Origin of the sequence: Angelakisella massiliensis, from assembly GCF_900104675.1 — a bacterium.
In the GTDB taxonomy this organism is placed as follows: domain Bacteria; phylum Bacillota; class Clostridia; order Oscillospirales; family Ruminococcaceae; genus Angelakisella; species Angelakisella massiliensis.
In genome coordinates this window covers 536,729-557,708 of record NZ_LT629945.1, presented here as the reverse complement: position 1 = coordinate 557,708, position 20,980 = coordinate 536,729, and the positions used below count along the sequence as shown (strand labels likewise).

The window sequence follows — 20,980 nt, the reverse complement described above, 5'->3', positions numbered from 1 at the left end:
ATTCCTCCTGTAAATGATAATTTAGAAGCGACTATCCAAGCGGCTTTTGATAAGGCATTTCATGATGCCGGAGTTAATCTCCCGGAGACAATTATTAAGCAAAACAAAGTCCCTCAAGGTTGGACAGACGCGACGGTTGGTGACTTTGCATCTGTTCAAACGGGACCATTTGGTAGCCAGCTTCACAACGAAGACTATGTAGAATCAGGTACACCAATTATTACGGTCGAACACATGGATGGGAAATACATCGCCCACAGGAACCTTCCGCTTGTCTCGCAAAATGATGTTGAACGTCTACGGAAATATGATCATCACACCGGAGATATTGTTTTTAGTCGCGTTGGTTCCGTGGATCGAGCAGTTATGGTTTCACAACACGAAGATGGTTGGTTATTTTCAGGGCGGTGTCTTCGTGTTAGACCATACGATCCTAATACCGGCAGTTACTTTTTGTGGTGGTTCAACCAACCTGTAATCCGTCAGCTTGTCACTGCTTCCGCAGTAGGTGCAACCATGCCATCAATAAACACAAGCATTCTAAATAGTATTAGGATTGTTTTCCCGCAGAAGGACATTGTGACGCAATTCTGCAAAATGGCGGATGGCTTGATTGAGATTATTGCAACCAATCTTGAGGAAATCCGTAAACTCAACGATGCCCGCGAATATATTCAACTGTCCCTAAGCCGCTAAATTATCATTTTCCGCTCTCTTCAAAGCAATGCGATTGGTAATTGCACGGTAGGACTCGACGATCTCACATTGTCTCGCATAGGAGGGGACAGGGAGCTTTATGCGGCAAAGATCATCCCATGTAATTCCGCCTCGAACACTGCCATCCGTCATGAACCAGCATTCACGGTCAAACTCCGGTCTACGAAACCACATCATCAAATACTCTTCATTTAAGACATCGCGGTCAATAATCTCAAACATGAAATACGCCGGAGAAACTATTGCGGCGTTGTCTTTCTCATAGAGCGCAATCGGAAGACGTTCATCGCGTCCAACGTGCATTGGGTTACAGGCAAATAGCCCCTTGCTGATCAGTTTATACCGACTCAAATCTGTGCCAATTACATTTGCGACGGAAGGCATAAACTCTTTGTCGATGCTTATGCCAAGAACAGTGCTGGTGACTTCCTCGGAGTTTCGATAATCAACAAGCCGAATGTGTTTACCAAGAGGTTCATAATTCGATTTCATAGCCCAACTCCTTAAACACAGTCAACAGGTCAGCCTTCGACTTCTCTTCTGCAACAAGCAGCTCACGAAGCTCACTTTGCAGCGTCTTCATTTTCGTATCAAAGTCGATGTTCTCATCGCGGTTTACAAACTCAATGTAACGGCTCGGAACAAGGGTAAAGCCCTTTTCAGCAACCTCATCGAAGGATGCGCTGTAACAAAATTCAGGCACATTCTGATAAGTTTCTTCATAGCCTTCCTGCTGCCATGCGTGATAGACGCCCGTGACTTTTGCACGGTCTTCTTCTGTCAGTTCAATATACTTCTTTTCATAAGGGCTTCCCATTTGCCGCAAGTCCATGAAAAGGATCTCGCGCTCACGGTTACGGAAGCGTTTTACTTCACCGTTTTCTTCAACCACACGAGCCTTTTTATTCTTGTTCAGAATCCAAAGCGTAACGCTGATGTCCGTGGTGTAGAAGAGGTTTCGGGGAAGAATGATGATTGCTTCGACGAGATTGTTCTCGATGAGCTGACGGCGGATTTTTAACTCTGTACCATCGTCAGATAGTGCGCCGTTTGCAAGCAGGAAACCGGCAACACCGTTCTGAGAGAGCTTTGAAACAATGTTCAGAATCCAGCCATAGTTTGCGTTACTCGTGGGCGGAACTTCATAGCCGTCCCAGCGCGGATCATCAATCAGCTCATTATCACCACGCCATTCTTTCTGATTAAATGGCGGGTTTGCCATAATGTAATCTGCCTTGAGGTCCTTGTGCTGGTCATTGGTGAATGTGTTCGCTGCCATTTCTCCGAGGTTTGCAGAGATACCGCGAATAGCCAGATTCATTTTGCACAGCTTGTACGTCGTGTTTGTATATTCCTGACCATAGATAGAGACCTTCTTCTTGTTGCCGTGATGTGCCTCCACGAACTTCATTGACTGTACGAACATACCGCCAGAACCGCAGCAAGGGTCGTACAGAATGCCATCATACGGTTCAATCATTTCTGCAATCAAATTGACAATACACTTCGGCGTATAGAACTCGCCCTTGCCCTTGCCTTCCGCAAGAGCAAACTTGCTCAGGAAGTATTCGTAGACCCGCCCGATAATGTCATTCTCTTTATCGCCGGTGTTGATCTTATCAATCTCGTCCAGCAGTGATGCCAGCTTTGCTGTGTCGATGTGAAGACGTGAGTAGTAGTTGTCCGGCAGTGCGCCTTTCAGTGCAGGATTCGCTTTCTCAATCGTATAGAGGGCGGTGTCGATTTTCAGCGCAATGTCATCCTGTTTCGCATTCTCCATGATGAAAGACCAACGGCTGATCTCAGGCAGGAAGAATACATTGTCCTTCGTATAGAAGGCAACATTGTCAACAAACTTCTCACCGTATTTTTCAGAAATAGCTTTCCTTTGTGCCTCAAACTTATCGCTGGCAAACTTCAAAAAGAAGAGACTGAGAACGACGTGTTTATATTCTGCTGGCTCGACAGAACCACGGAGTTTATCTGCGGACTTCCACAGAGCTTCCTCCATAGAAATCTCCTTCTTCGGTGCCGATGCGGCTCGTGCCATATCAAAATCCTCCCTGTGTATTTATCTAACCTATTCTACAAAAAGAGCTGTACGAAAAACCGGACTCAGTTCTTGTCCGTTCGCACAGCCTCACATATATCTCCGATGTCACAGTTCAAGTAATCACAAATGCGCAGCAAAATAGAGAGGGACACTTCTTCCCCCTTATTCAGTTTTGTCCATGTTCCGGCAGACAGCCCCACCTCATGTCGTAGAGAAGCCCTCTTTATGTCGCGTTCCAGAAGAAGCATCCATAGTTTCTTATAGCTTATGCGCACGGCAACCATCCTTTCGCTTGCTTGCATTCAACATCGCTTATAATATTATACTGGATTTCATTCTCAAAAGCAATCCGTTGATGCAGAAATTAAAGAAAAAGTTTCAACTTCTCGAACCTTCTCTCAAGGAAGCAGGGCATCTCCGGTCAACAGGAGATGCCCTGCTTTTGAAAGGACTATTCGCGCTGTGTGCTGCGCAGATGATCACGGTCATGGTCAGCAGAAGGAGCGAGAAACGTATCAACATTAGACTTGATCGTCTCTATTTTCTTTTCTTCTTTTTTGAGCTTCGCACGTTCATCATAGAGCCGCTGTTGCTCTTCAAGAAGTCGCTGCTGTTCCGCTTGCAGTGTCTTCAAGCTCGGCAGTTTTTCATCGCCCTGCATGGCAAGCAGCGTACTCCGCGTCGCCTCAAAGATCACAAGTTCGGCTTCGTGCTTTGTCTTGAAGCTCGGCTTGTCTTTCGCCTTCTGGAAGGCGTCATATACAGGCTTGAGCCGCTGGTAGTTGGAGATGTTTTTGATAAGCGGCTGGACTTCCCGCAGACGTGCTTCAACGGCTTTCAGTTCCTTGCCGGTACGGTCATAGGAGATGTGAACATCCTCGACCTTCTTCTCAAGATCGGCGTATTGGAGCAAGTTGTTTTCCGTGAGATAGTTGAGTGTCCGTGCCGCTTCCTTGAGGATAGTGAGCTTTGCTTTATGCTCGTAACCCTTGCTGTCGATGAGCCTGATCCGCTCCTGAATATCTCCGATGAGAGAGATGCCCTTCGGCGTGGTCTGTCTCTGACTTTTTCGGGGCGTCCGTCCGGCAATCCGCTCCTTGATGCGTTCCTCGGTGTAGTTCTCTCCGATGGTCTTAGAACGGGTAAACCGCTCCTGACCTTCAGCGCGGAAGGAGATGTATTTGCCGGGTTTGATTTCATAACCGGCTTCCTGCATGAGCCGCAGAAAATCATCGTAGTCCTTCGCTGTGATGACAAGCCGGTCGATGGTCTGCTTGAGTTTTTGCTTCCAGCTCGTGCCGCGTTTGGCTTCGGTGTACTCCTTGTAGCTCATGCCTTTGTTCTGAGAGGGAGGGATAACAGAGAGACCGTTTTCCTTACAGAGCCGGTCGCTGACCTCACGCATATCATAGTAAATCCGCTTGTAGCTCTTGTAGGCGTGGTAGTCCACAAAGTCAACCGCATTGAAAATCAGATGGTTATGAACATGGTCCTTGTCAATGTGCGTGGTCAGCACATACTCGTATTTTCCACCGAGGATTTCATCCGCGAACTGCTTGCCGATCTCGTGGGCAAGCTCCGGCGTGACCTCTCCGATTTCAAAGGACTGGATCACATGACGGGCTATGATCCTGACCGGATTCATCCCTTTTTGCTCGGCTATTTTCCGCGTCCACTCAAATTCCCGCGCTGCGGTCTCGCTGGCACAGCCGTAGGACGAGACCAGCAGCTTCTCGTCGGTCTTTTCGGGATTCAGAATGTACGCGATTGCCTTGCTCAAAGTTCCTCGGATTGCTTTGATTTTAGTAACTGCCATACTGCATCCATCTTTTCTTTCAGCTCGTCAATATCATCCTGATAGAATCGCCCCGTCGAGTTGATTCTGCGGCAGACGGTATTGATGTTCACGCCGATCTTGTTGATTTCGGCGGCGAGCTTTTTCTGCTCCGTGTAGTCTACAACGATGATGTAACCGTCGATCAGCATCTTTCTTGCATACGCACCGAAGTTCTCCGTGCCGATCATTTCCATCTTCTTTGCAATCGTCCGTTCTTCCTGTGGTGTCAGCCAAATCTTCTTCTGAATGTCTCGTGTTCTTCGTACCATGCTGCGCCCTCCGTCGTAAAGATTAGAAGGGTTTGGGACTATCCCAACAAGCAAAAATCTGATGTTAAGGGCAGGGTCTCCTTAACTGATTTTTCTCCGGTGGGTACTCACCGGATTTGCTTGCTAATCTCCCAAAATCGTATTCTACGAAGATTACTCCGTGAAATGTCCCTTCACTTTACAACGGACACAATAAGAGCGTTTGTTGAGTACCGGATTTCAAAAAAGTCAAAAAATCATTGGATTTCCCATGTAAAAGCCACTGTGTCTGTCACATCAATATCATCTGGCTCAATCTCAGGTGCGGCGCACTTGCTCATCGCCATGAGAGGCTGAATGCAGTCTTCGACCTCATAGCTCGTTCTGGAATACACATTGAGTTCGCCCCAGTTGTAGTCGATGTTGAGCAACTGCACAAGCGTACTGCCTGATGCTTTGCAAAGAATCTCCGCCTTTGCTCTGGCGTTCTCCGTCGCATTGATCAGCAGCTCTTCGCTGACTCTTGCCGGGTTTTTCACGGTGAACGCAATGCTGAGTTCTGGTTGCGCCCCACAATCCGCAATCGCAGAAATGACCTTTGCAAGCTGCTTGCTGTCAAAGTCAAAGGCAAGTTTCAAGCGATAGCTGCAAGCATATCCGGCAAACTCTCGCTTGTAATTACCTTGCCGATCCTTGACATTCTCGTACCTTGTCTGGACATCAAAGCTCGTGGTTTTCAGGTCTTCCTTACGATACCCAACGCGGACAGCGACACCTTGCAGTTTTTCGATTCTCTCGGCAGCTTCCGACATTGCAAGGTCATAGTTTTTTGAATTTGCTTCAATGTTCAGAGATAGGATGATGTAATCCGGTCTTGCGGAGACATTTCCTGTCCCTTTTACGGTGATTGTTCTCATTACTTTCTCCCGTCCTTTCTGGAATTGAAGTCCTCATCAATACGCTTTTTCCAATTCGTACCCAGTGGTACGCTGCATCGGACAGCAGAAACCGCTTCGCTCAGAACTTCATAGTTGAGCTGCGTTCCCTCATGGTCAGAGTGGTAGTTGACCGCTCGGTCTGCACCAATTCCGAAATGCCTTGCCGTCTCAACTGCGTCGATGTTTGCACCGAGGAACAAAAACTCCCAGCCATACTTTTCCTTCTGACGCTCAATCATTTTCTTGACCTTCTCGCTGTCATAACGGCGGCTTGCATTCTCCATGCCGTCCGTTGTGATGACGAACAGAGTATGTTCAGGGACATCTTCATTTCTTGCGTACTTGTGGACATTTCCAATGTGATGAATCGCTCCGCCGATAGCATCCAGAAGCGCGGTGCAGCCGCGAACGGAATAGTCATTGTCGGTCATCGGCTCGACCTTTTGAACCGGTACACGGTCATGAATAACCTCGCTCACGTTGTCAAAGAGGACGGTAGAGATCAATGCCTCGCCATTCTCCTTTTTTTGCTTTTCAATCATGGAGTTGAAGCCTCCGATGGTGTCTGCTTCCAGCCCGCTCATAGAGCCGCTGCGATCAAGGATGAATACGATCTCCGTCAAGTTCTTTCTCATGTTCAGTACCTCCGTATATAAAAAATATGACTGCTTGGCGTCTCACCTTACAGTCATATTGTACTTCGGTATTCACTTCGTTTGGTCGCATGGCAAGCGACATTATTCTAAGGACGAGAATATCTCTCCGTCAATGATTAGAACGTCATCCATCGGAATCTTCGAGCCGTCCTGCATAGTGATCCGCCGCTCAAAATCATCGACTTTTTTGACCGTACCGACTGCTGATACATATTTGCCGCCAGCCTTCCGCTCATCAGGCTGGAAGTAAGTAATGGTGACTTCCGGTTTGTCATCGAGGGCATCCATGAGAAGCTGATACTTCATGTCCAATGCAGTCAGTGCTTCCTCGTCAAGCTCAATCCTTTCATCGGTCAGACGCCCGGTTTCTTTGATTGCAGCATCGTAGCCGGTGAGGGCAGCAAAGGGGGCGAACTGCGCCGCCCGATCTGACATTGGCATCTGTGGTCGCGTCTTGGAGACGTGGTGAGGGAGGTCGATTATTTCTCTGTATTTTTCCATTTCACATCCAGACCTTTCCCTTAATCGCGGAATAAGTATCTCAGCATTCGTTCAGGGTCATCCAAAAACTGTTTTGTGATTTTATAATGTTCTGTCTCTGAATATTTGACTTTGTGTATCCCAGTGTCGGTCATTTCGAGAATCTCAGCCTTGGGATATGTCATGAGTATAGGAGAATGTGTGGCAATGACAAACTGAGAGTTTTCTTCGACAAGCTCATCAATCGCAATCATCAACGACATCAATCTTTGCGGAGAAAGAGCTGCTTCGGGTTCGTCCAAAATATAAAGTCCGTTTCCTTCAAAACGGTTTGTTACAAGGGACAAAAAAGACTCTCCGTGGGACTGAGCGTGAAAAGAAACTCCACCGTAACGAAGGAGAGTGCTATGCTCATCTAAATATGTTGCCGTGTTATAAAAGCTTTCTGCTCTTAAAAAGAATCCGTCTTTGGGATAACCGGATTTGATGGTGGTTAGATACTGATGGAGAACAGAATGTGATGACTTTGTTGAGAAGGAGAAATCTCTGGACCCTCCCTCTGGATTAAAGCCCAATGCAACCGCAATCGCCTCAAGTAATGTCGATTTACCCGTCCCATTTTCACCAACGAAAAAAGTTACCGGTTTTTCAAAAGCCAATTCTTCAAGTGATTGTAGGTATTTGACTACTGGCAAGTTAGCAAGATATGATGATTGTTCTGGAAACCCATTGAGTCTTATTCCGGTCAAGTAATTCATCGCTCTAATCCTTTCGCGTTACGCCTTATGCCCGCCGATCTGTGCATTCCGATCCTTTGCCGTTGCGCCTTCTTCAAGATTCATCGCCTTGAGGATGGCGTTCTTTCCGTACTTCTTCTTGATGGCGAGAGCCGCCTTCTGAATTTTTCGTTCACGTTCCAAGGCGGCATCTTCGGCTTTCCGCTTTTCCTCTTCGGCGGCATAGTCAGTGAAGAGGTCAAGCTGGACAGCACCGTCATTTTTCTTCGGTGCGTCCGCTTCCGGCAGGACATGATTTGCCACAACATACATACGGCGGACAAGCAGATTCTTGTCCACGATCCGGTCGAAGAGTTCTGCCACAGCACACATTATTTTGCGCGTAGAGGATGTGTGACTGTCGAGGTTGATGGACCCGTGCGCCTGTTTGGGAATCTCCCGTCCGTAGGGGTCTTTCTCAATCGCGCCGTGATACTTTGCCCGTCGTGCCGGATCGGTCAGGTTCTCAATGTCGTAGCCAACTGTGAGAACCATCTGGTCGGTGACAAGCCCCTTGTCCACCAAATCCAGAACGAGCAAGTCCGTCATCTCGCGGATGACGAGCTTCGCTTTATCTGCCTCATAGGGGCAGTGCAAAACCTGACCGGAGCTGAGGCTGTTGGAGCTGGGACGGTATGCCTTGATTGCCTCAATGGTCGTAGGCTCCCAGCCCCACGCATGATCAATGAGTAGTTCCGTATTCTTTCCGAACAGCTTATAAAGCAAGTCCTCGTTCCGCTCTGAACAGAGGGCAACATCACCCATGGTGAACATCCCATTCTGCTCAAGTTTCTTGGCAATACCTCGACCCACGCGCCAGAAATCCGTGAGAGGCTGGTGCGCCCAAAGCTCACGCCGGAACTTCATTTCATCCAGTTCGGCTATTCGGACGCCGTTTTTGTCGGCGGGGATGTGTTTCGCCACAATGTCCATTGCCACCTTGCAGAGAAAGAGGTTCGTGCCGATTCCTGCGGTTGCCGTAATGCCGGTTGTCTCAAGCACATCGAGGATGATCTTCATGGCAAGATCATGGGCGGAGAGCTTGTAGGTATTCAGGTAGTCCGTCACATCCATGAACACCTCGTCGATGGAGTAGACAACGATGTCCTCCGGCGCAATGTACTTGAGGTAGACCTGATAGATGCGGGTGCTGTACTCCATGTAATACGCCATCCGGGGCGGTGCGATGATGAAGTCAATCGCCAAAGACGGATCTGCTTGTAGCTCAGAGAAGAAGTGTGATGTGCCGTCCAGCCTGTGTCTCGGCGCGTCGTGCTGCCGTCCGGCATTTGCTTCCTTCACACGCTGCTTGACCTCAAACAGCCGTCCGCGTCCGGAGATACCGTAGCTTTTGAGGGAGGGAGTAACGGCAAGGCAGATAGTCTTATCCGTCCGGCTCTCATCCGCGACAACGAGGTTTGTGTCCAGAGGATCTAAGCCGCGCTCCCGGCACTCAACCGAAGCATAGAAGCTCTTGAGGTCGATTGCGATATAAGTTCTTTGCTTCATGCTCCGGCGATCCTCCTTTCATCCTTAGAGCTTATACATATCGAGCAGCATTTCTACAAGCTCATTGGTACGATCAATAATATCCTGCACCGTCCATGCGTCCTTTTCTGCAAGCTCCTTATTGATTTCAAGCCCGTTTTTATACCCCACATAGAGCTTCTGAGCATTGAGACGATCCCTCTTTTCTACGAAAGAGAGATTGCTTAAAGTGCTGTTATATCCGGTAACAGTCAGGTTGCCGATCTTGTGGACATACTGTTCAAGATACTCATTAGCCAAATTACGATCTCCAGCGGCAATCATATCTACCCATTTGTCGGGAATATTCTTTCCTTCGGGGAATATGTGTTCAATAGTCCATTTGAAAACCTTTTTTCCACCATAATCATTCTGCTCCCAGAGGTCAGTCCAAGTTTCGTTGGTCATGTGTTTCTGAGCAATAGCGCAGAGAACGAATCTTGCAACGCCAGCATTCTCTTCGTAAATGTCTCCCTTGAGTTTTTCTTCAAACAACTCATCGGTGGCAGACCAACGGACAAGTTCGTCGTAGATATGCTGATAGATTGCAGTTCCGGTGAGTTTTCCTTCCTCAACATCGGAAATAATCTGCATGAAGATCTTATTCAAATCTCGTGTATTAGGAGTATCTGTGATATTTCTTCGGACAAAGAAGCGAGTCAGCAACTTGATTGTTTCCAGAATATCAGCGTCAGCAACTTCAAGCGTGGCTTGATTTTTGAACAAATACATCAGCAGCAGATAAGAAGGTGCGCCCTGAATACGACTCAGGTCGGTCAGGCTGTTGGTATATTTCGTTTTATCGTCGGTGCTGAGGATAAGCCGAGAGTAAATCTCACCGCATACCAAAATGTCGCTCATAAAGTCGGACAAATCTCTGCTTATCAGTTCCTCAAAAATGGACAACAAATTGGAACGGGTGGCAATATAGCCGAGAGGATCTTTCTTGCGCTGCCCATCCGTTCTGAACGGCTCGTTTAAGCGATTTTTGAACGCATTGTAATACTGCCGGAAGAAACGCTCTTGTGTAGAGTAGTCATCCGTCAAATAACCGAGGAGTGTCTGCCAATCCTCAAAGCAGTCATCACAAGTCATACCCGAACGCTCGGCTCTCGCCAAAATAAGGTTTTTCATGAGGTCAATAGCTGTCAATGGCGTACCTCTGTTATTCAGGGACTCAAAAAGGGTGTAAGCCTCCGCGTGACTTCCAACCTCTATCTTGACGAGTACCGCTTTCGATACCTTGCTCTTGATTTCAAGCAGGGTCTTGACTGCATCACCGGACTCTTCAATATCCTGATCTAATCTTTGTAGGAAGTATTTATAGCACTTCGCGATTTTACGATTGCCCCAATTCTTTTCGCGCTTCGCACTTTTGAGCAGACCATTCTCGTACATTACGACATTGAAGTCAGCCTGATTGTGGTTTTGAATTTGAGGACAAAGAATAAGCCCGTTTGATGCGCCTTTGCAAATAATGGACTTTCTAAGAGCAGGAAGCTCGTCCTCATCATCCTCATCCAGCTCATCCTTATGTATCTTGAGCCGATTGTATATTGCAGTCAGAAGGAGACAGAGCGTCGTTAAACGCTGCTGTCCATCGACAACCTCAAGCTCCTTTGTTTGGAAAGCATCGGAAGAGTTATCAATGCAAATAATCGAGCCGATAAAATACCCATTGTCGTTTTCGCAAATGTCATCGTAAAGGTCTTTCCATTGGTATTGTCCCCATGTGTATTCACGCTGATATTTCGGAATCATGTAGCAGAAGCCAGCGTCCTTCTTGAATACATCGTCTATTTGATAATCATGAACAGATTTGATCACTGTGTTATCCTCCTTGCGTATTATGCTCCGAGCAAACTCTGGTCAAAAGCAAACAGAGCCTCGTTGATCTCAAAGACGTTATAGTTCCCATGCTCCACGAAATACTCCACGATGATGTCAAACTTGTTGGAGTGTGAGAGCGCGAAGCCCGCCTTCATGAGCATATCCTTCATTTCGGAAAGTGGCAGCTCAAGAGCGATGGCAAATGCAATGACGGTGGGCTTGGAAGGCTTGTAGGACTTGTCCGAGCGGATCTTCGAGAAGAGTTTCCGGTCAATATTTGCCTTCTTGTAGCACTGCGCGTCCGTCATGCCGCGTTCGTCAATCTTCCGCAGCAGCATCTCGGAAAAGCTCTCATCGATCTGTTCCAGTGCATCGTCGAGAGTTGCCGCCTTTTTAGGAGCAGCCGCCACAGAGACAGGAGGGATGAGCTGTTCGATTGCATCTTCATCGCAGACGGATGACTCGCAAGGCATCGGCTCTTCCATCCGGAAGGCACTCATTCTGCGCAGCCGCTCAGAACGAGGATCGGTATGCTCATCCACATAGCGGTCGTCTATGTACGCTGCAATGTCGGCAAACAGCTTGCCGCTGATCTGATAGGCTTTGCGGTCGAAAATGACGATGTACACCGTCATTTCGTTTTCAAGAAGGAAACTGCTGATGGTGTCAATCGCCACTTTGAGAGCCTGATCCTTCGGATAGCCGAAAATGCCGGAGGAAATCAGCGGGAACGCAACCGACTCGCATTCGTATTTCTTCGCCAGCATGAGCGATGTCCGATAGCAGGAGATCAGCAGTTCGCACTCACCGTGCCGCCCGTCATACCAGCGCGGACCGACTGCGTGAATGACATATTTGCAGGGCAGCTTGTAGCCCTTCGTGATTTTTGCGCTCCCGGTTTTGCAGCCGTGGAGCGTTTCACATTCCGCCAGCAGCTTCGGTCCTGCAGCGCGATGAATGCAGCCGTCCACACCGCCGCCACCCAGCAGCGACTCGTTGGCAGCATTGACGATGGCGTCCACCTTCATTTTTGTGATGTCATTTCTGACGATTTGAAGCGGCATGATCAAGCCCTCCCATTCGGTTACTTCGCGCCGGTCAGCAGCTTGTCCATCGGGATTCTTTCCGGGTATTTTCCCTCGGTCAGAATGTCATATAAATACCTGTTATCCAGAATCATATCATCCCGGATAAGCTGCCAGTTTGCCTTTTTCCTGAAAAACACCTTGAAGATCAGAAAGTTCATGATCGCCCCAATTACCGGCGTGGTCATGCCGAAAGCCTCGGTGTGAGAGAAATGGCATCCTGTTTCAGTTCTTTTTCCTTCAAAGATGATGAACGCTGTTTTCTTGTCGCTCCGGAATACAATGCGGAAGTGGTTCTCATCCTGTTCGCATTCCGTAATCGTGCCTGTCACATCGTAGTCCAGCCCCATAACAATCTCGCGGAAGCGGACCTTGCTTCCCGCATGATAGTTCCCGTTATAGAGATTACATTCGATGTGGTAGGGACTCCATTTCACAAACTCTTCCTCAAAGTTAGCAGTCCATGCCTTTAATTTTTCATAGGAAGCCGGAATCTCTATCTGCTCTGTAAGAACAATCATTGTCAGTTTCTCCTATTCTGTCAAAGCGGCATCGGTGTCCGGGCGATCAGAATGACCGCCAGAATCGCGCCCACAAATGCCGCAGCCCCTATGACCGCCAACAACTTTTTGCTGAGTTTCTTCTTTGCTGCCTTGCCAATCAGAGCAGTGCAAGCCATGCAGACAGCCGCAGCAACAAGCGCAATGCCCAGCGTTTCCCATAGCCAAGAAAGTTCATGTAGGATTTTCATGCGTTCATCATCTCCTGTTCGTTAAACTGGAATTTATAGTCCTCTCAAAACCAATTTGCTTTTTCTTCTCGAAATACGGGAATATCACTATCTCGATATGGATTGTAATTATGAAGATTGCAACCAAACTCTTTTAATGATTTTATTTTGTTATCCTGTGTCCATACAATTAAAGATATTCCGTCAAATTCTTCAACATTTCCATTATTCATTTTGTTTTTAAAATACCACTCCACGATTGTTTGATTGCCTTGATGAAAAAATTGCTTAATCTCCCAGACAAGAACACTTCCGCGTGTATTCCATTCGTCAAACCAGTGCTTTACCGTTTTGCGGTTTTCATATTTAGGACTCCAACTCTCAGTATATACAACATCATCTGTAAAAATATTGTCAATTCCTAAATCTGCTTTCTTAATCCACATATCAAACCATAATCGGATAATTCTTTCTCTCTCGTTCATAAAGCACCTCCACAACTTCCGATTTGTCTGCCCCTTAAAGTCCAAGTCCTTCAACCCACGCCGCAAGCTCCTGATGCCCGACGCAGCCCTTGAAAACCTTGCCGTCCATCAGCTTTGCGCCTTTGCAGCTCGGCGCAAGGCGTTCGTTCGTCTTGCCAATGTCGCTTCCTCCGGAGGTCGCAAACGGGATGACCGTCTTGCCGGTCAGGTCATAGCTCTCAAGAAATGTATTGATAATCGTCGGCGCAACGTACCACCAGATCGGGAAGCCCACAAAGATTGTATCGTAGTCCTTCATGTTGTCCCGCTTTACGGCAATCTCAGGACGGGAAGCAGGATCGTTCATCTCAATCGTGCTGCGGGCGTTCTTGTCCATCCAGTTCAGATCGGCTTCCGTGTAAGGCACCTTCGGCTCAATCTCAAAGATGTCCGCGCCGATTGCCTCTGCCAGCGTCTCAGCTACCTTCGCGGTCACGCCGGACGCAGAAAAATATGCTACAAGTTTCTTACTCATGGTGTTTTATCCTTTCAATATCTTCGTAAGCTGCTGTACAGACGCACCCGGCAGGATGGAGGAAAGATGCTGCATCATGCGCTCTTTGGATTCCTGCGGGTCTCGCTGATATGCAGATGTGATAAGGTCATACCCGAAAAGTTCTTCCGGCGTCGCATACTCTGCGACACCCCAGCCATAAGGTCTTCCGTATCTGTCCTGCATATAGACGAAATCCGCAATGCAGACATAGCTCTGCATTTGCAGCCGCGTGATGCACGTCTCAAAACCGGTGTTGCCGCCCTTGCGGTAGTTCAGAGCCTCTTTCAGCCGTTTGGAAAGCATCCTGCCTTCACCGGCTATGGATTCATAAAGCTCCTTGTCCTTGTAGGACGCCAAGCCGTCATCCCAACGGGCGTCAAAGTCATAGCCGTCACGCCGGAAGTTTGCGAAGTCCGGTATCCACTCCCGGCTCACAAAGCCAGCCTTCTTGTTGAAAAGTTTGCCGTAGAGACATTTGCCGCTCCGCGCAGCCGGACCCTTCCATTCCCACGGACCGTCCACATCATCCGCAAACCACAACTCAGGTGGGCAAAGTTCCTCGATGGAGAAGCCGTGAATCTCATTCCGAAAGAAGGGCAGAAAGCCGTATTGCTCAACAGCGGCAATCAAGTCATCGGCACTATGCAGTTGTCCGACATCTCGCTCTGACATTACTCTGCCTCTTCAATCACGCCATAATCAATCAGGATATTTTTCTCCGCATACTGCGGGTAAACAATACCCATCATTTCATACTGATAACGTCTCACGCGGCGATGCTCCTGAACCGGCTCCGGTGCATACGCAGCGGTTTCACAGTGCGCATATTCCGGCATTTCCGCAAGATCATCCCGAACGGCACGGATAAGCGCGTCTACCACATCATCAATGTTCTTGCCGGTCTCCACGGCAACCAGTTCGTGCTTCCGAACTGCCTTGTCCAGATCACCGGGGGAGCGAAACAGCTTGTATTTCATATCGTTACCCGTCCTTTCTCTCTTTCGGTCTGCCTATTCTTCCTGAAATCTGTTCTTTAGGGACGCAATCATCGCTTGTGCGGCAATGCTCAGATACAAAACTCCAATTTCATAGATAAAGTCGCGGTCAATCACGATAAAGTATTCTCTAACGTGTGTAAAAACCAGTTCCAGCAAGTCCCTGTACAGTGGATCATCAAAGGGCTTGAACCGCGTAAACTTGCTTTTGGCAGCGTCCCATGTCATAGACGCTTCGCCCTCAGCACTGGTCATTGCCTCACAGAGAATCATGCTGACGCCCATTTTTCCGTTGCCGGTCAGGAGTTCTCCTTCGTAATAGCTGAGTAGGTCTTTCTTGCGTCGAAGCGGAACTACATCGCAGTTGTCATCCAGCTCAAATGCGATCAGCTCCGCAGCGAGTTCCCGCCAGACCGCATAACCGGCGTTAATGGTTCCGTCCTCTTCGCGGCTGATGGTATCGTCCATGCAGTATCGCTCAAAGAAATTATCTCCGTCAATCTCGTTGCGGGTGCAGAAGATATGCGCCAGCTCATGCAGAAGAATGTGCTTCAACTCTGCCGGATGACGCGCTATGTCTGTGCGCAGAAGGATTCCGTCCGCGCCGTCTCCTGTGCCGACGAATGCAGAGGCGTGAAAGTCAAAATAGCCGTCCTCTGTATATCGGTCTTCCAGCCGGTCAGGGAAATACTGCTTGCAGAACTGCTCAAAGACTTCCTGCTGGTTTTCCGTCTGAAAGCAGCGCAGTACAAGGTTGTCCTCACTGAACTCTGCCCCCAAGCGTTCGTTAAAGATGGAAGCGGCATAGAAAAGGGCTTCTTTATAGTCGTCGTTGTTCATCTAATTACTATCCTTCATCCTCATTCACCCCTCCGGTCTGACATTTTTCAGGAAGTCAGAGTGCGGTACATACGGCAAGTTGAGCTGCCAGCCCATGCGGTTCAGCTCGTTGAGCTTGATCAGCATCAGGTTGATGTTTGTTCCCATTGCAGCAGAAAGCTGCACCACATCGTAGTCCTGCTTCATCAGGTCAATCAGCTCATCATCGTCAATGATCAGGTGAGAGGCAAACGCATTCGCCTCATATTCGTGTTTTGTGCGCATATCGAACAGCACGAACTCCGGGAGCGGTTCGTTCCCTTTGGCAAGATCGCGATGAAAGGTATCATGCCCGATCTCGTGACCGCAAACCATTTGCATGATCAGATACTCCATGTTGGAGTTCAGAAGAATATGCCGCTCTTTATGGCGGTAGGTGTACATTCCGAGCAGATCGTTCAGATTGTCAAGGAAATGGAGATGAATGCCCAGCTCACGGGCAATCTTCAAGGTATCTCTTGTTCCACAGCTTTTGACAATGCTGTTCGCCTTTTTGTATATTTCCTCGGAGCGAATTATCACGGGACCTTCACCCCTTTCATGTTGAAAACAGTCAAAGTAAATCCGTCAAGAAACCGAGACGCAGACAGTTATTCCTCTGCGTCCGTACCGGTCTTCTTGTATTTCTTCGGCGTGTATTTCTCAACATTCCGGGCTTTGGATTCCCAATATATATCCTGCAACGCCTTCATCACCGCATCCTTGTCCTGCTCAGACAGCGTACCGCCCGCAAACAAGCCGGACATCCCTTCAATCAGGTCCTTTGCCTGTTTCATGCCACGGGAGCCGTACTGCTCGGATGCCTGAACCACAAACTCTTCGTCCTCGGTCAGCAGATAGTTCACATCTACCTTGAAGTATTCCGCGATTTTTCTGTAAGCGTCCTTGGTGCGAGGAAAGGAAATGCCGTTCTCGTACCGGGTAATCATACGCCTGTTGATCCCCAGTGCATCGGCTACTTCCTGCTGGGTCAGCTTCCGCTTCTCCCGTTCAGCCTTGAATTTCTCTCCAAACGTCATTTTGGTAATCACTCCTGTTCACAAAAAGTTTGCGACATCAAATTGCGCAAGTCTATTGACAAAGGCACTTGAAGTGCGTATAATAATGACTGAGCAATCCAACTACTCATAGTATATCCTGAATTGCTCATCATGTCAAGGGGCATGAGTAGTTGTACACGAAAAAGTTACATCTTTTGAGCAGTTCAAATGGACAGGCATTTACGCTGCCGAAGATCATCCGTACCGGCATACACCGGTATGAGGGAACAGGAGTGAGAAACGCAAATGGCTACACAGTACAGAAAGGCATACGTTCCGGTTACGCTGGATGTGGACAAGGAAGGGGCAATCCTCCCTCGCCTTATCTGGTGGGACAACGGTGTAATCTTTCAAATCGACCAGATTCTTTACAAATGCCGCGCCACATCCAAAAAGGTTGGGGGCGGAGGCATCCGTTACACAGTTCAGATTCGCGGAAAGGAATCGTTTCTTTTCCACGAAGGAGACAAGTGGTTTGTCGAAGCAAAGGAGGACAACTGCTCATGATTTTATCCCAGCGACAACTTGAAGAAATTGCAGCCTCAACAACAAAGGACTTCAACCGGTTCTTTTTCGGGGATGAGGCGGACAAGCCCGACCGATCAGCTTTGCCAACACCCATTGATCAGTTTGCAAAGAACTATCTCGGTCTTCGCGTATCATTCGCCCGTCTCTCGCCGGACGGAAGCATCTGCGGTGTCACTGCCTATGCCGACACTGAGTACAAGATCACGGAACTTGGTATTACGCGCACACTGGCTTTGAAGCGTAATCAGGTCATCTTGGACGAGAGCTTCATTCGATCCGGCAACGTGCAGCGGCTCTGCGCCAAGCGCAGATTTACCCTTGCCCACGAGTGCGCCCATCAGATTCTCTTCCAACTGGAATCGGAAGAGGTAAAGGCGTCCTGCGAAATGAAATATTCCGCACGGACAGCCTATACGCCGCGAGAGCTGAAAACCCGCGAGGACTGGAACGAGTGGCAAGCAAATGTCTTGGGCGCGGCGATCCTGCTTCCTCAAAAAGAGGTTGACCTGGCAATGCGTCGGTTTGTAGAAACGCCGCTGATCAATTACGAGGGGAGGTATTCGTATGGTGATCACTTAACGCTGCGCCTTTTCTGCCGGTTGTTCGGTGTCTCCAAGACAACGGCGTCTATCCGCCTTCGTCAGCTCGGCTACATGGTAGATCGTCCATTCAGTGAGTATGTTGACCCATTGGAGGTGTGGTAATGAAGAGAGCATCCATTCGGGTTCAGGAACCGACGCCGGAGCTGATCGAAAAAATCCGCAGGGCAAGAGTTGCCATTTCCCAGCAGAAGCCCCGATACCTGAAATGTCCCTATTGTCAGCATAATGCCATTGCTGTCTACGAGGACACGAGGGGTCATGTAGAATCCAAGTGCAAGAAATGCGGGCGGATCACAGTCTTTGATGTGCTGAATATGAGAAGACTGCGACCGCGTACCAAGTAAGAACCGGAGGACAAGCCTCTGTTCTAAGGCAATACCGCATAAATGCCACAATCCGCATTATACAACAGGTGCCAAGTAAAAACTGTGGATAACCTCGGAAGTTTTTGTCCGCAAAGGCGCACTAACTCAAGCTGCCAGACAGGGTCTGTCANTTCGTTAATGATCTCTATTTCAAATGTTTTTTCATAAGTAACTGCCATTTCATTTTCACTCCTTTTAAAGTTTGTCAGGTAAATATTTCCGAATATATTCTTCTAAGGCTTTATCCATAACTTCTTTTACGTTTCCGCCATTCTTTGCTGTTTCGATTTTTATAATATGGTGCAAGTCAGCACGAACACGAACCGTCTTATCCCCCATAATATCTTTTTTTGCACTGATTGGTGTATCATTTCGTTTTGCTTTTTGTGCGCCTAAATTTCCCACAACCACTCACTTCTTTCTATTTCTTCTTACTCTTATTTTATCATCAACAATCACAAATCACAAGTGATTTGTGATTAATCACTTGTGATTTGTGATTCTATTCTTTTTCGTTTTCTAATTGAATGATTCGCTCAAGCATTTCAAAAAATACGTTCTCATACATAGATAAAATCAATATATCCCTTTTCTCCGATTTTTACAACGGCATTGTAGGACTTTCTATCTTTCGTTTTGATTCCTTTTACCAGGGTTTCTTTTCCCTCTAGTAATTCTTTTACATTTGTTTTGGTGAGTTTTTTCTTTCTAAAATGTTCAGCTAAAGTGAAGGTACATTCAGGATAATTTGAACAACCATAAAACGATTTTTTTAATACAATATTGTTGCCACACTTAGGACATTTTCCTACAAGGGGTCCCGAGCGCTTAGTGGGAATTTGTACCCCTTATCGATACAAATTCCCCGTAGGCGCTAGGGACCTCTTTAGCTCCTTGGAAGCTGTCAGTAGTATACCTAATAATTTATCTACATTCCCTTTAGTAACGTGTAACTTTCCAAATTTACAAAAGCGACTCATAGAATTATTTCCTCCCGTTAAATAATAGATAACTATTAAAAATAGACAATACTTGCTCATAAGTAACGGTACTTAAATTGTTTACTTTGGCGTGTTTCATTGCTTGATGAAACTGATTTTTAGTAAACAGTTGACGATATTCTCGATTGACCCATTTTGAAACAAAGTACGTATATAGCTTCCAATATTTATCTGGAACATCTGTGGTATGGCGGGTAAGTTTTATTAAGACACTGTTTACTTTTGGTTTAGGATGAAAGCATTCCGCTGGCAGCTTAAGCAATTGCTGAATCGAGACTTGAGTGTGCAAGAGCAACCCTAGTGTTCGGTGAATATCCAAGGTACGCTTGTAGAATCCTTCTTCAACAATCAGATAGATGTCAGACGCATGGCTTTCAAAAACCACTTTTTTAAGGCAATACCGCATAAATGCCACAATCCGCATTATACAACAGGTGCCAAGTAAAAACTGTGGATAACCTCGGAAGTTTTTGTCCGCAAAGGCGCACTAACTCAAGCTGCCAGACAGGGTCTGTCAGCCAGAATCAGATTTGCTAACGCAAACATGATATTGAATTTGGCTTGCTGCTTTTCAAGCCCTCGGTATCGTGTTTTTCGAAAACGCAGCTGCTTCTTAACGACACCGAATACATGCTCTACTTTTGCCCGGACGGAAGATTTCGCCCGTTCCGCTTTCTTTGCTGCGTACTGTCCGCTTTTGCTCAGTTTCTTCATCTGCGATGGACGACGATTGATCTTGTACTTGATTTTCCGGCCAGCTTTGTTTCGGACTACGGCATCTTCGCGCTTACCTGCGCCGAGATAACCGCTGTCTCCATAGACTGTTTCTTCCTCTCCCGTCAACAATTTCGGCACTTCCGCAACGTCGTGGACATTTGCCGGTGTGGCTTCCACTGTGTGAACCAGTCCGCTGTCCTTGTCCACGCCGATATGTGCTTTGTACCCAAAGTGCCAGGTGTTGCCCTTCTTGACCTGATGGGCATCCGGATCCCGTTTCTTTTCCTTATTCTTGGTAGAAGAGGGGGCGGAAATGATGGTGGAATCTACAATGGTGCCCTTTTTCAGAATGAGGCCACGTTCCATGAGCGCAGCTACCACCTGAGCGAACAACTTTTCCTGCAGTCCGTTCTTGATCAGCAAGTTCCGGAACCGGCCAAGGGTATCCCCGTCCGGAACCTGGTTGCTGGAATCGACACCGCAGAACTCCGAAAATGCGCGGCTGTCGATGGCTTCTGCCACTGTGGCCTCATCACTCAGGTCATAGAGGTTTTGCAGCAGATACAGTCGGAGCATGATCTCCAGCGGATAGGGTTTGTTGCCGCGCTCTCCTTTGTAATAGCACGGCTGAATCATGGCAAGCCATTCCTTCCACGGGACAATCCGTTCAATCTGACTGAGAAATTCCTTTTTCTTCGTCCGCACCTGTGCCAATTCGTCACTGAATGCGGAAATCGTCATCTGTTTATCCATAGGTTTATTATATCACACTTGGCGGTATCTGGCACTTTTTTCTGTGCGGTATTGCCCTAAAATAAAATATATGTCATAGCTGAGCTGTGGAGCCGCCTGATAGGTGAAGTCATCCTAATGCCGCATGAGACAGAGTTTAATTGCTCTGTTTTATCGGCATGGGATTCAAACCTCACCGTCATGCGGCTCTTTTTCTGTCTTCA

28 protein-coding genes and 1 pseudogene are annotated in these 20,980 nt (G+C 47.7%); 4 read left to right on the top strand and 25 right to left on the bottom strand.

Annotated elements, in window-relative coordinates:
• On the top strand, positions 1–696 hold the full coding sequence (locus BQ5383_RS20025) for a restriction endonuclease subunit S (protein WP_083389892.1): 696 nt from the start codon (positions 1–3) through the stop codon (positions 694–696).
• On the opposite strand, the gene BQ5383_RS07910 is transcribed toward BQ5383_RS20025, so the two are convergent.
• The 21 genes from BQ5383_RS07910 to BQ5383_RS07810 form a co-directional block, all read right to left on the bottom strand.
• Positions 685–1,209, bottom strand: a complete 525-nt coding sequence (locus BQ5383_RS07910; protein WP_008982941.1) for a restriction endonuclease subunit S — start codon at positions 1,207–1,209, stop codon at positions 685–687. The genes BQ5383_RS20025 and BQ5383_RS07910 overlap by 12 nt on opposite strands.
• The gene (locus BQ5383_RS07905) at positions 1,193–2,767 is read right to left on the bottom strand and encodes a type I restriction-modification system subunit M (protein ID WP_071430937.1); all 1,575 of its coding nucleotides are present in this window, start codon (positions 2,765–2,767) and stop codon (positions 1,193–1,195) included. The genes BQ5383_RS07910 and BQ5383_RS07905 overlap by 17 nt, the downstream gene beginning before the upstream one ends.
• Positions 2,768–2,832: 65 nt before the next feature.
• Positions 2,833–3,072 (bottom strand): helix-turn-helix domain-containing protein, encoded by a 240-nt coding sequence (locus tag BQ5383_RS07900; protein WP_008982943.1) that lies wholly within the window; start codon positions 3,070–3,072, stop codon positions 2,833–2,835.
• Between the two features lie 149 nt (positions 3,073–3,221).
• Complete coding sequence (locus BQ5383_RS07895) at positions 3,222–4,586, bottom strand: relaxase/mobilization nuclease domain-containing protein (RefSeq protein WP_071430935.1); 1,365 nt, start codon at positions 4,584–4,586, stop codon at positions 3,222–3,224.
• Entirely contained in the window at positions 4,547–4,876 is a 330-nt protein-coding gene (locus tag BQ5383_RS07890; protein ID WP_005934759.1) for a plasmid mobilization protein, read from the bottom strand. The genes BQ5383_RS07895 and BQ5383_RS07890 overlap by 40 nt, the downstream gene beginning before the upstream one ends.
• Before the next feature lie 236 nt (positions 4,877–5,112).
• Positions 5,113–5,772: an SIMPL domain-containing protein gene (locus tag BQ5383_RS07885; protein WP_071430933.1), complete on the bottom strand. Its 660-nt coding sequence runs from the start codon at positions 5,770–5,772 to the stop codon at positions 5,113–5,115.
• Entirely contained in the window at positions 5,772–6,428 is a 657-nt protein-coding gene (locus BQ5383_RS07880) for a vWA domain-containing protein (protein WP_071430931.1), read from the bottom strand. Before BQ5383_RS07880 ends, BQ5383_RS07885 begins: the two co-directional genes overlap by 1 nt.
• 102 nt (positions 6,429–6,530) lie before the next feature.
• Positions 6,531–6,950: a YolD-like family protein gene (locus tag BQ5383_RS07875; protein ID WP_071430929.1), complete on the bottom strand. Its 420-nt coding sequence runs from the start codon at positions 6,948–6,950 to the stop codon at positions 6,531–6,533.
• Between the two features lie 20 nt (positions 6,951–6,970).
• Positions 6,971–7,687 carry an AAA family ATPase gene (locus BQ5383_RS07870; RefSeq protein WP_071430927.1) on the bottom strand — a complete coding sequence of 239 codons (717 nt, stop codon included), beginning with the start codon at positions 7,685–7,687 and terminating at the stop codon, positions 6,971–6,973.
• Between the two features lie 18 nt (positions 7,688–7,705).
• Positions 7,706–9,214: a Y-family DNA polymerase gene (locus tag BQ5383_RS07865; protein WP_071430926.1), complete on the bottom strand. Its 1,509-nt coding sequence runs from the start codon at positions 9,212–9,214 to the stop codon at positions 7,706–7,708.
• Positions 9,215–9,238: 24 nt separating this feature from the next.
• Positions 9,239–11,059 (bottom strand): DUF262 domain-containing protein, encoded by a 1,821-nt coding sequence (locus tag BQ5383_RS07860; protein ID WP_071430924.1) that lies wholly within the window; start codon positions 11,057–11,059, stop codon positions 9,239–9,241.
• 20 nt (positions 11,060–11,079) lie between these two features.
• Positions 11,080–12,126 (bottom strand): O-acetyl-ADP-ribose deacetylase, encoded by a 1,047-nt coding sequence (locus tag BQ5383_RS07855; RefSeq protein WP_071430922.1) that lies wholly within the window; start codon positions 12,124–12,126, stop codon positions 11,080–11,082.
• Between the two features lie 20 nt (positions 12,127–12,146).
• Positions 12,147–12,668, bottom strand: a complete 522-nt coding sequence (locus tag BQ5383_RS07850; protein ID WP_071430920.1) for an SRPBCC family protein — start codon at positions 12,666–12,668, stop codon at positions 12,147–12,149.
• A gap of 20 nt (positions 12,669–12,688) precedes the next feature.
• Positions 12,689–12,898, bottom strand: a complete 210-nt coding sequence (locus tag BQ5383_RS07845) for a hypothetical protein (protein ID WP_007046146.1) — start codon at positions 12,896–12,898, stop codon at positions 12,689–12,691.
• A gap of 44 nt (positions 12,899–12,942) precedes the next feature.
• Positions 12,943–13,362 carry a nuclear transport factor 2 family protein gene (locus tag BQ5383_RS07840; RefSeq protein ID WP_007046147.1) on the bottom strand — a complete coding sequence of 140 codons (420 nt, stop codon included), beginning with the start codon at positions 13,360–13,362 and terminating at the stop codon, positions 12,943–12,945.
• A gap of 34 nt (positions 13,363–13,396) precedes the next feature.
• Positions 13,397–13,876: a flavodoxin gene (locus tag BQ5383_RS07835; RefSeq protein ID WP_071430918.1), complete on the bottom strand. Its 480-nt coding sequence runs from the start codon at positions 13,874–13,876 to the stop codon at positions 13,397–13,399.
• 6 nt (positions 13,877–13,882) lie between these two features.
• On the bottom strand, positions 13,883–14,569 hold the full coding sequence (locus tag BQ5383_RS07830; protein WP_071430916.1) for an AlkZ-related protein: 687 nt from the start codon (positions 14,567–14,569) through the stop codon (positions 13,883–13,885).
• Complete coding sequence (locus BQ5383_RS07825) at positions 14,569–14,874, bottom strand: carboxylate--amine ligase (RefSeq protein ID WP_071430913.1); 306 nt, start codon at positions 14,872–14,874, stop codon at positions 14,569–14,571. The genes BQ5383_RS07830 and BQ5383_RS07825 overlap by 1 nt, the downstream gene beginning before the upstream one ends.
• 33 nt (positions 14,875–14,907) lie before the next feature.
• Entirely contained in the window at positions 14,908–15,732 is an 825-nt protein-coding gene (locus BQ5383_RS07820) for a hypothetical protein (RefSeq protein ID WP_071430911.1), read from the bottom strand.
• Positions 15,733–15,756: 24 nt separating this feature from the next.
• Positions 15,757–16,221, bottom strand: a complete 465-nt coding sequence (locus BQ5383_RS07815) for an ImmA/IrrE family metallo-endopeptidase (protein ID WP_223385148.1) — start codon at positions 16,219–16,221, stop codon at positions 15,757–15,759.
• A 140-nt stretch (positions 16,222–16,361) separates the two neighbouring features.
• The gene (locus tag BQ5383_RS07810) at positions 16,362–16,790 is read right to left on the bottom strand and encodes a helix-turn-helix domain-containing protein (RefSeq protein WP_005934745.1); all 429 of its coding nucleotides are present in this window, start codon (positions 16,788–16,790) and stop codon (positions 16,362–16,364) included.
• Between the two features lie 267 nt (positions 16,791–17,057).
• Here BQ5383_RS07810 and BQ5383_RS07805 point away from each other — a divergent pair, with 267 nt between their 5' ends.
• Genes BQ5383_RS07805 through BQ5383_RS07795 form a run of 3 tightly spaced genes read left to right on the top strand, consistent with a single transcriptional unit; the run spans position 17,058 to position 18,285 of the window.
• The gene (locus tag BQ5383_RS07805; protein ID WP_015564532.1) at positions 17,058–17,318 is read left to right on the top strand and encodes a hypothetical protein; all 261 of its coding nucleotides are present in this window, start codon (positions 17,058–17,060) and stop codon (positions 17,316–17,318) included.
• Positions 17,315–18,043: an ImmA/IrrE family metallo-endopeptidase gene (locus BQ5383_RS07800; RefSeq protein ID WP_071430909.1), complete on the top strand. Its 729-nt coding sequence runs from the start codon at positions 17,315–17,317 to the stop codon at positions 18,041–18,043. The genes BQ5383_RS07805 and BQ5383_RS07800 overlap by 4 nt, the downstream gene beginning before the upstream one ends.
• Positions 18,043–18,285, top strand: a complete 243-nt coding sequence (locus tag BQ5383_RS07795) for a hypothetical protein (RefSeq protein WP_005934741.1) — start codon at positions 18,043–18,045, stop codon at positions 18,283–18,285. The genes BQ5383_RS07800 and BQ5383_RS07795 overlap by 1 nt, the downstream gene beginning before the upstream one ends.
• A 216-nt stretch (positions 18,286–18,501) precedes the next feature.
• Here the strand turns inward: BQ5383_RS07795 and BQ5383_RS07790 are convergent, their stop codons facing one another.
• From BQ5383_RS07790 to BQ5383_RS07780, 4 genes and pseudogenes are all read right to left on the bottom strand, one after another.
• Positions 18,502–18,711 (bottom strand): peptide-binding protein, encoded by a 210-nt coding sequence (locus BQ5383_RS07790; RefSeq protein WP_000527317.1) that lies wholly within the window; start codon positions 18,709–18,711, stop codon positions 18,502–18,504.
• Positions 18,712–18,866: 155 nt separating this feature from the next.
• Positions 18,867–19,145 carry a topoisomerase C-terminal repeat-containing protein gene (locus BQ5383_RS21870; protein ID WP_074118312.1) on the bottom strand — a complete coding sequence of 93 codons (279 nt, stop codon included), beginning with the start codon at positions 19,143–19,145 and terminating at the stop codon, positions 18,867–18,869.
• A gap of 145 nt (positions 19,146–19,290) precedes the next feature.
• A pseudogene (locus BQ5383_RS07785) lies at positions 19,291–19,701 on the bottom strand (rRNA adenine N-6-methyltransferase family protein); the annotation flags it as partial.
• Positions 19,702–19,799: 98 nt separating this feature from the next.
• Positions 19,800–20,765, bottom strand: a complete 966-nt coding sequence (locus BQ5383_RS07780; RefSeq protein ID WP_083389760.1) for an IS5-like element ISBian1 family transposase — start codon at positions 20,763–20,765, stop codon at positions 19,800–19,802.
• Between the last annotated feature and the right edge of the window lie 215 nt (positions 20,766–20,980).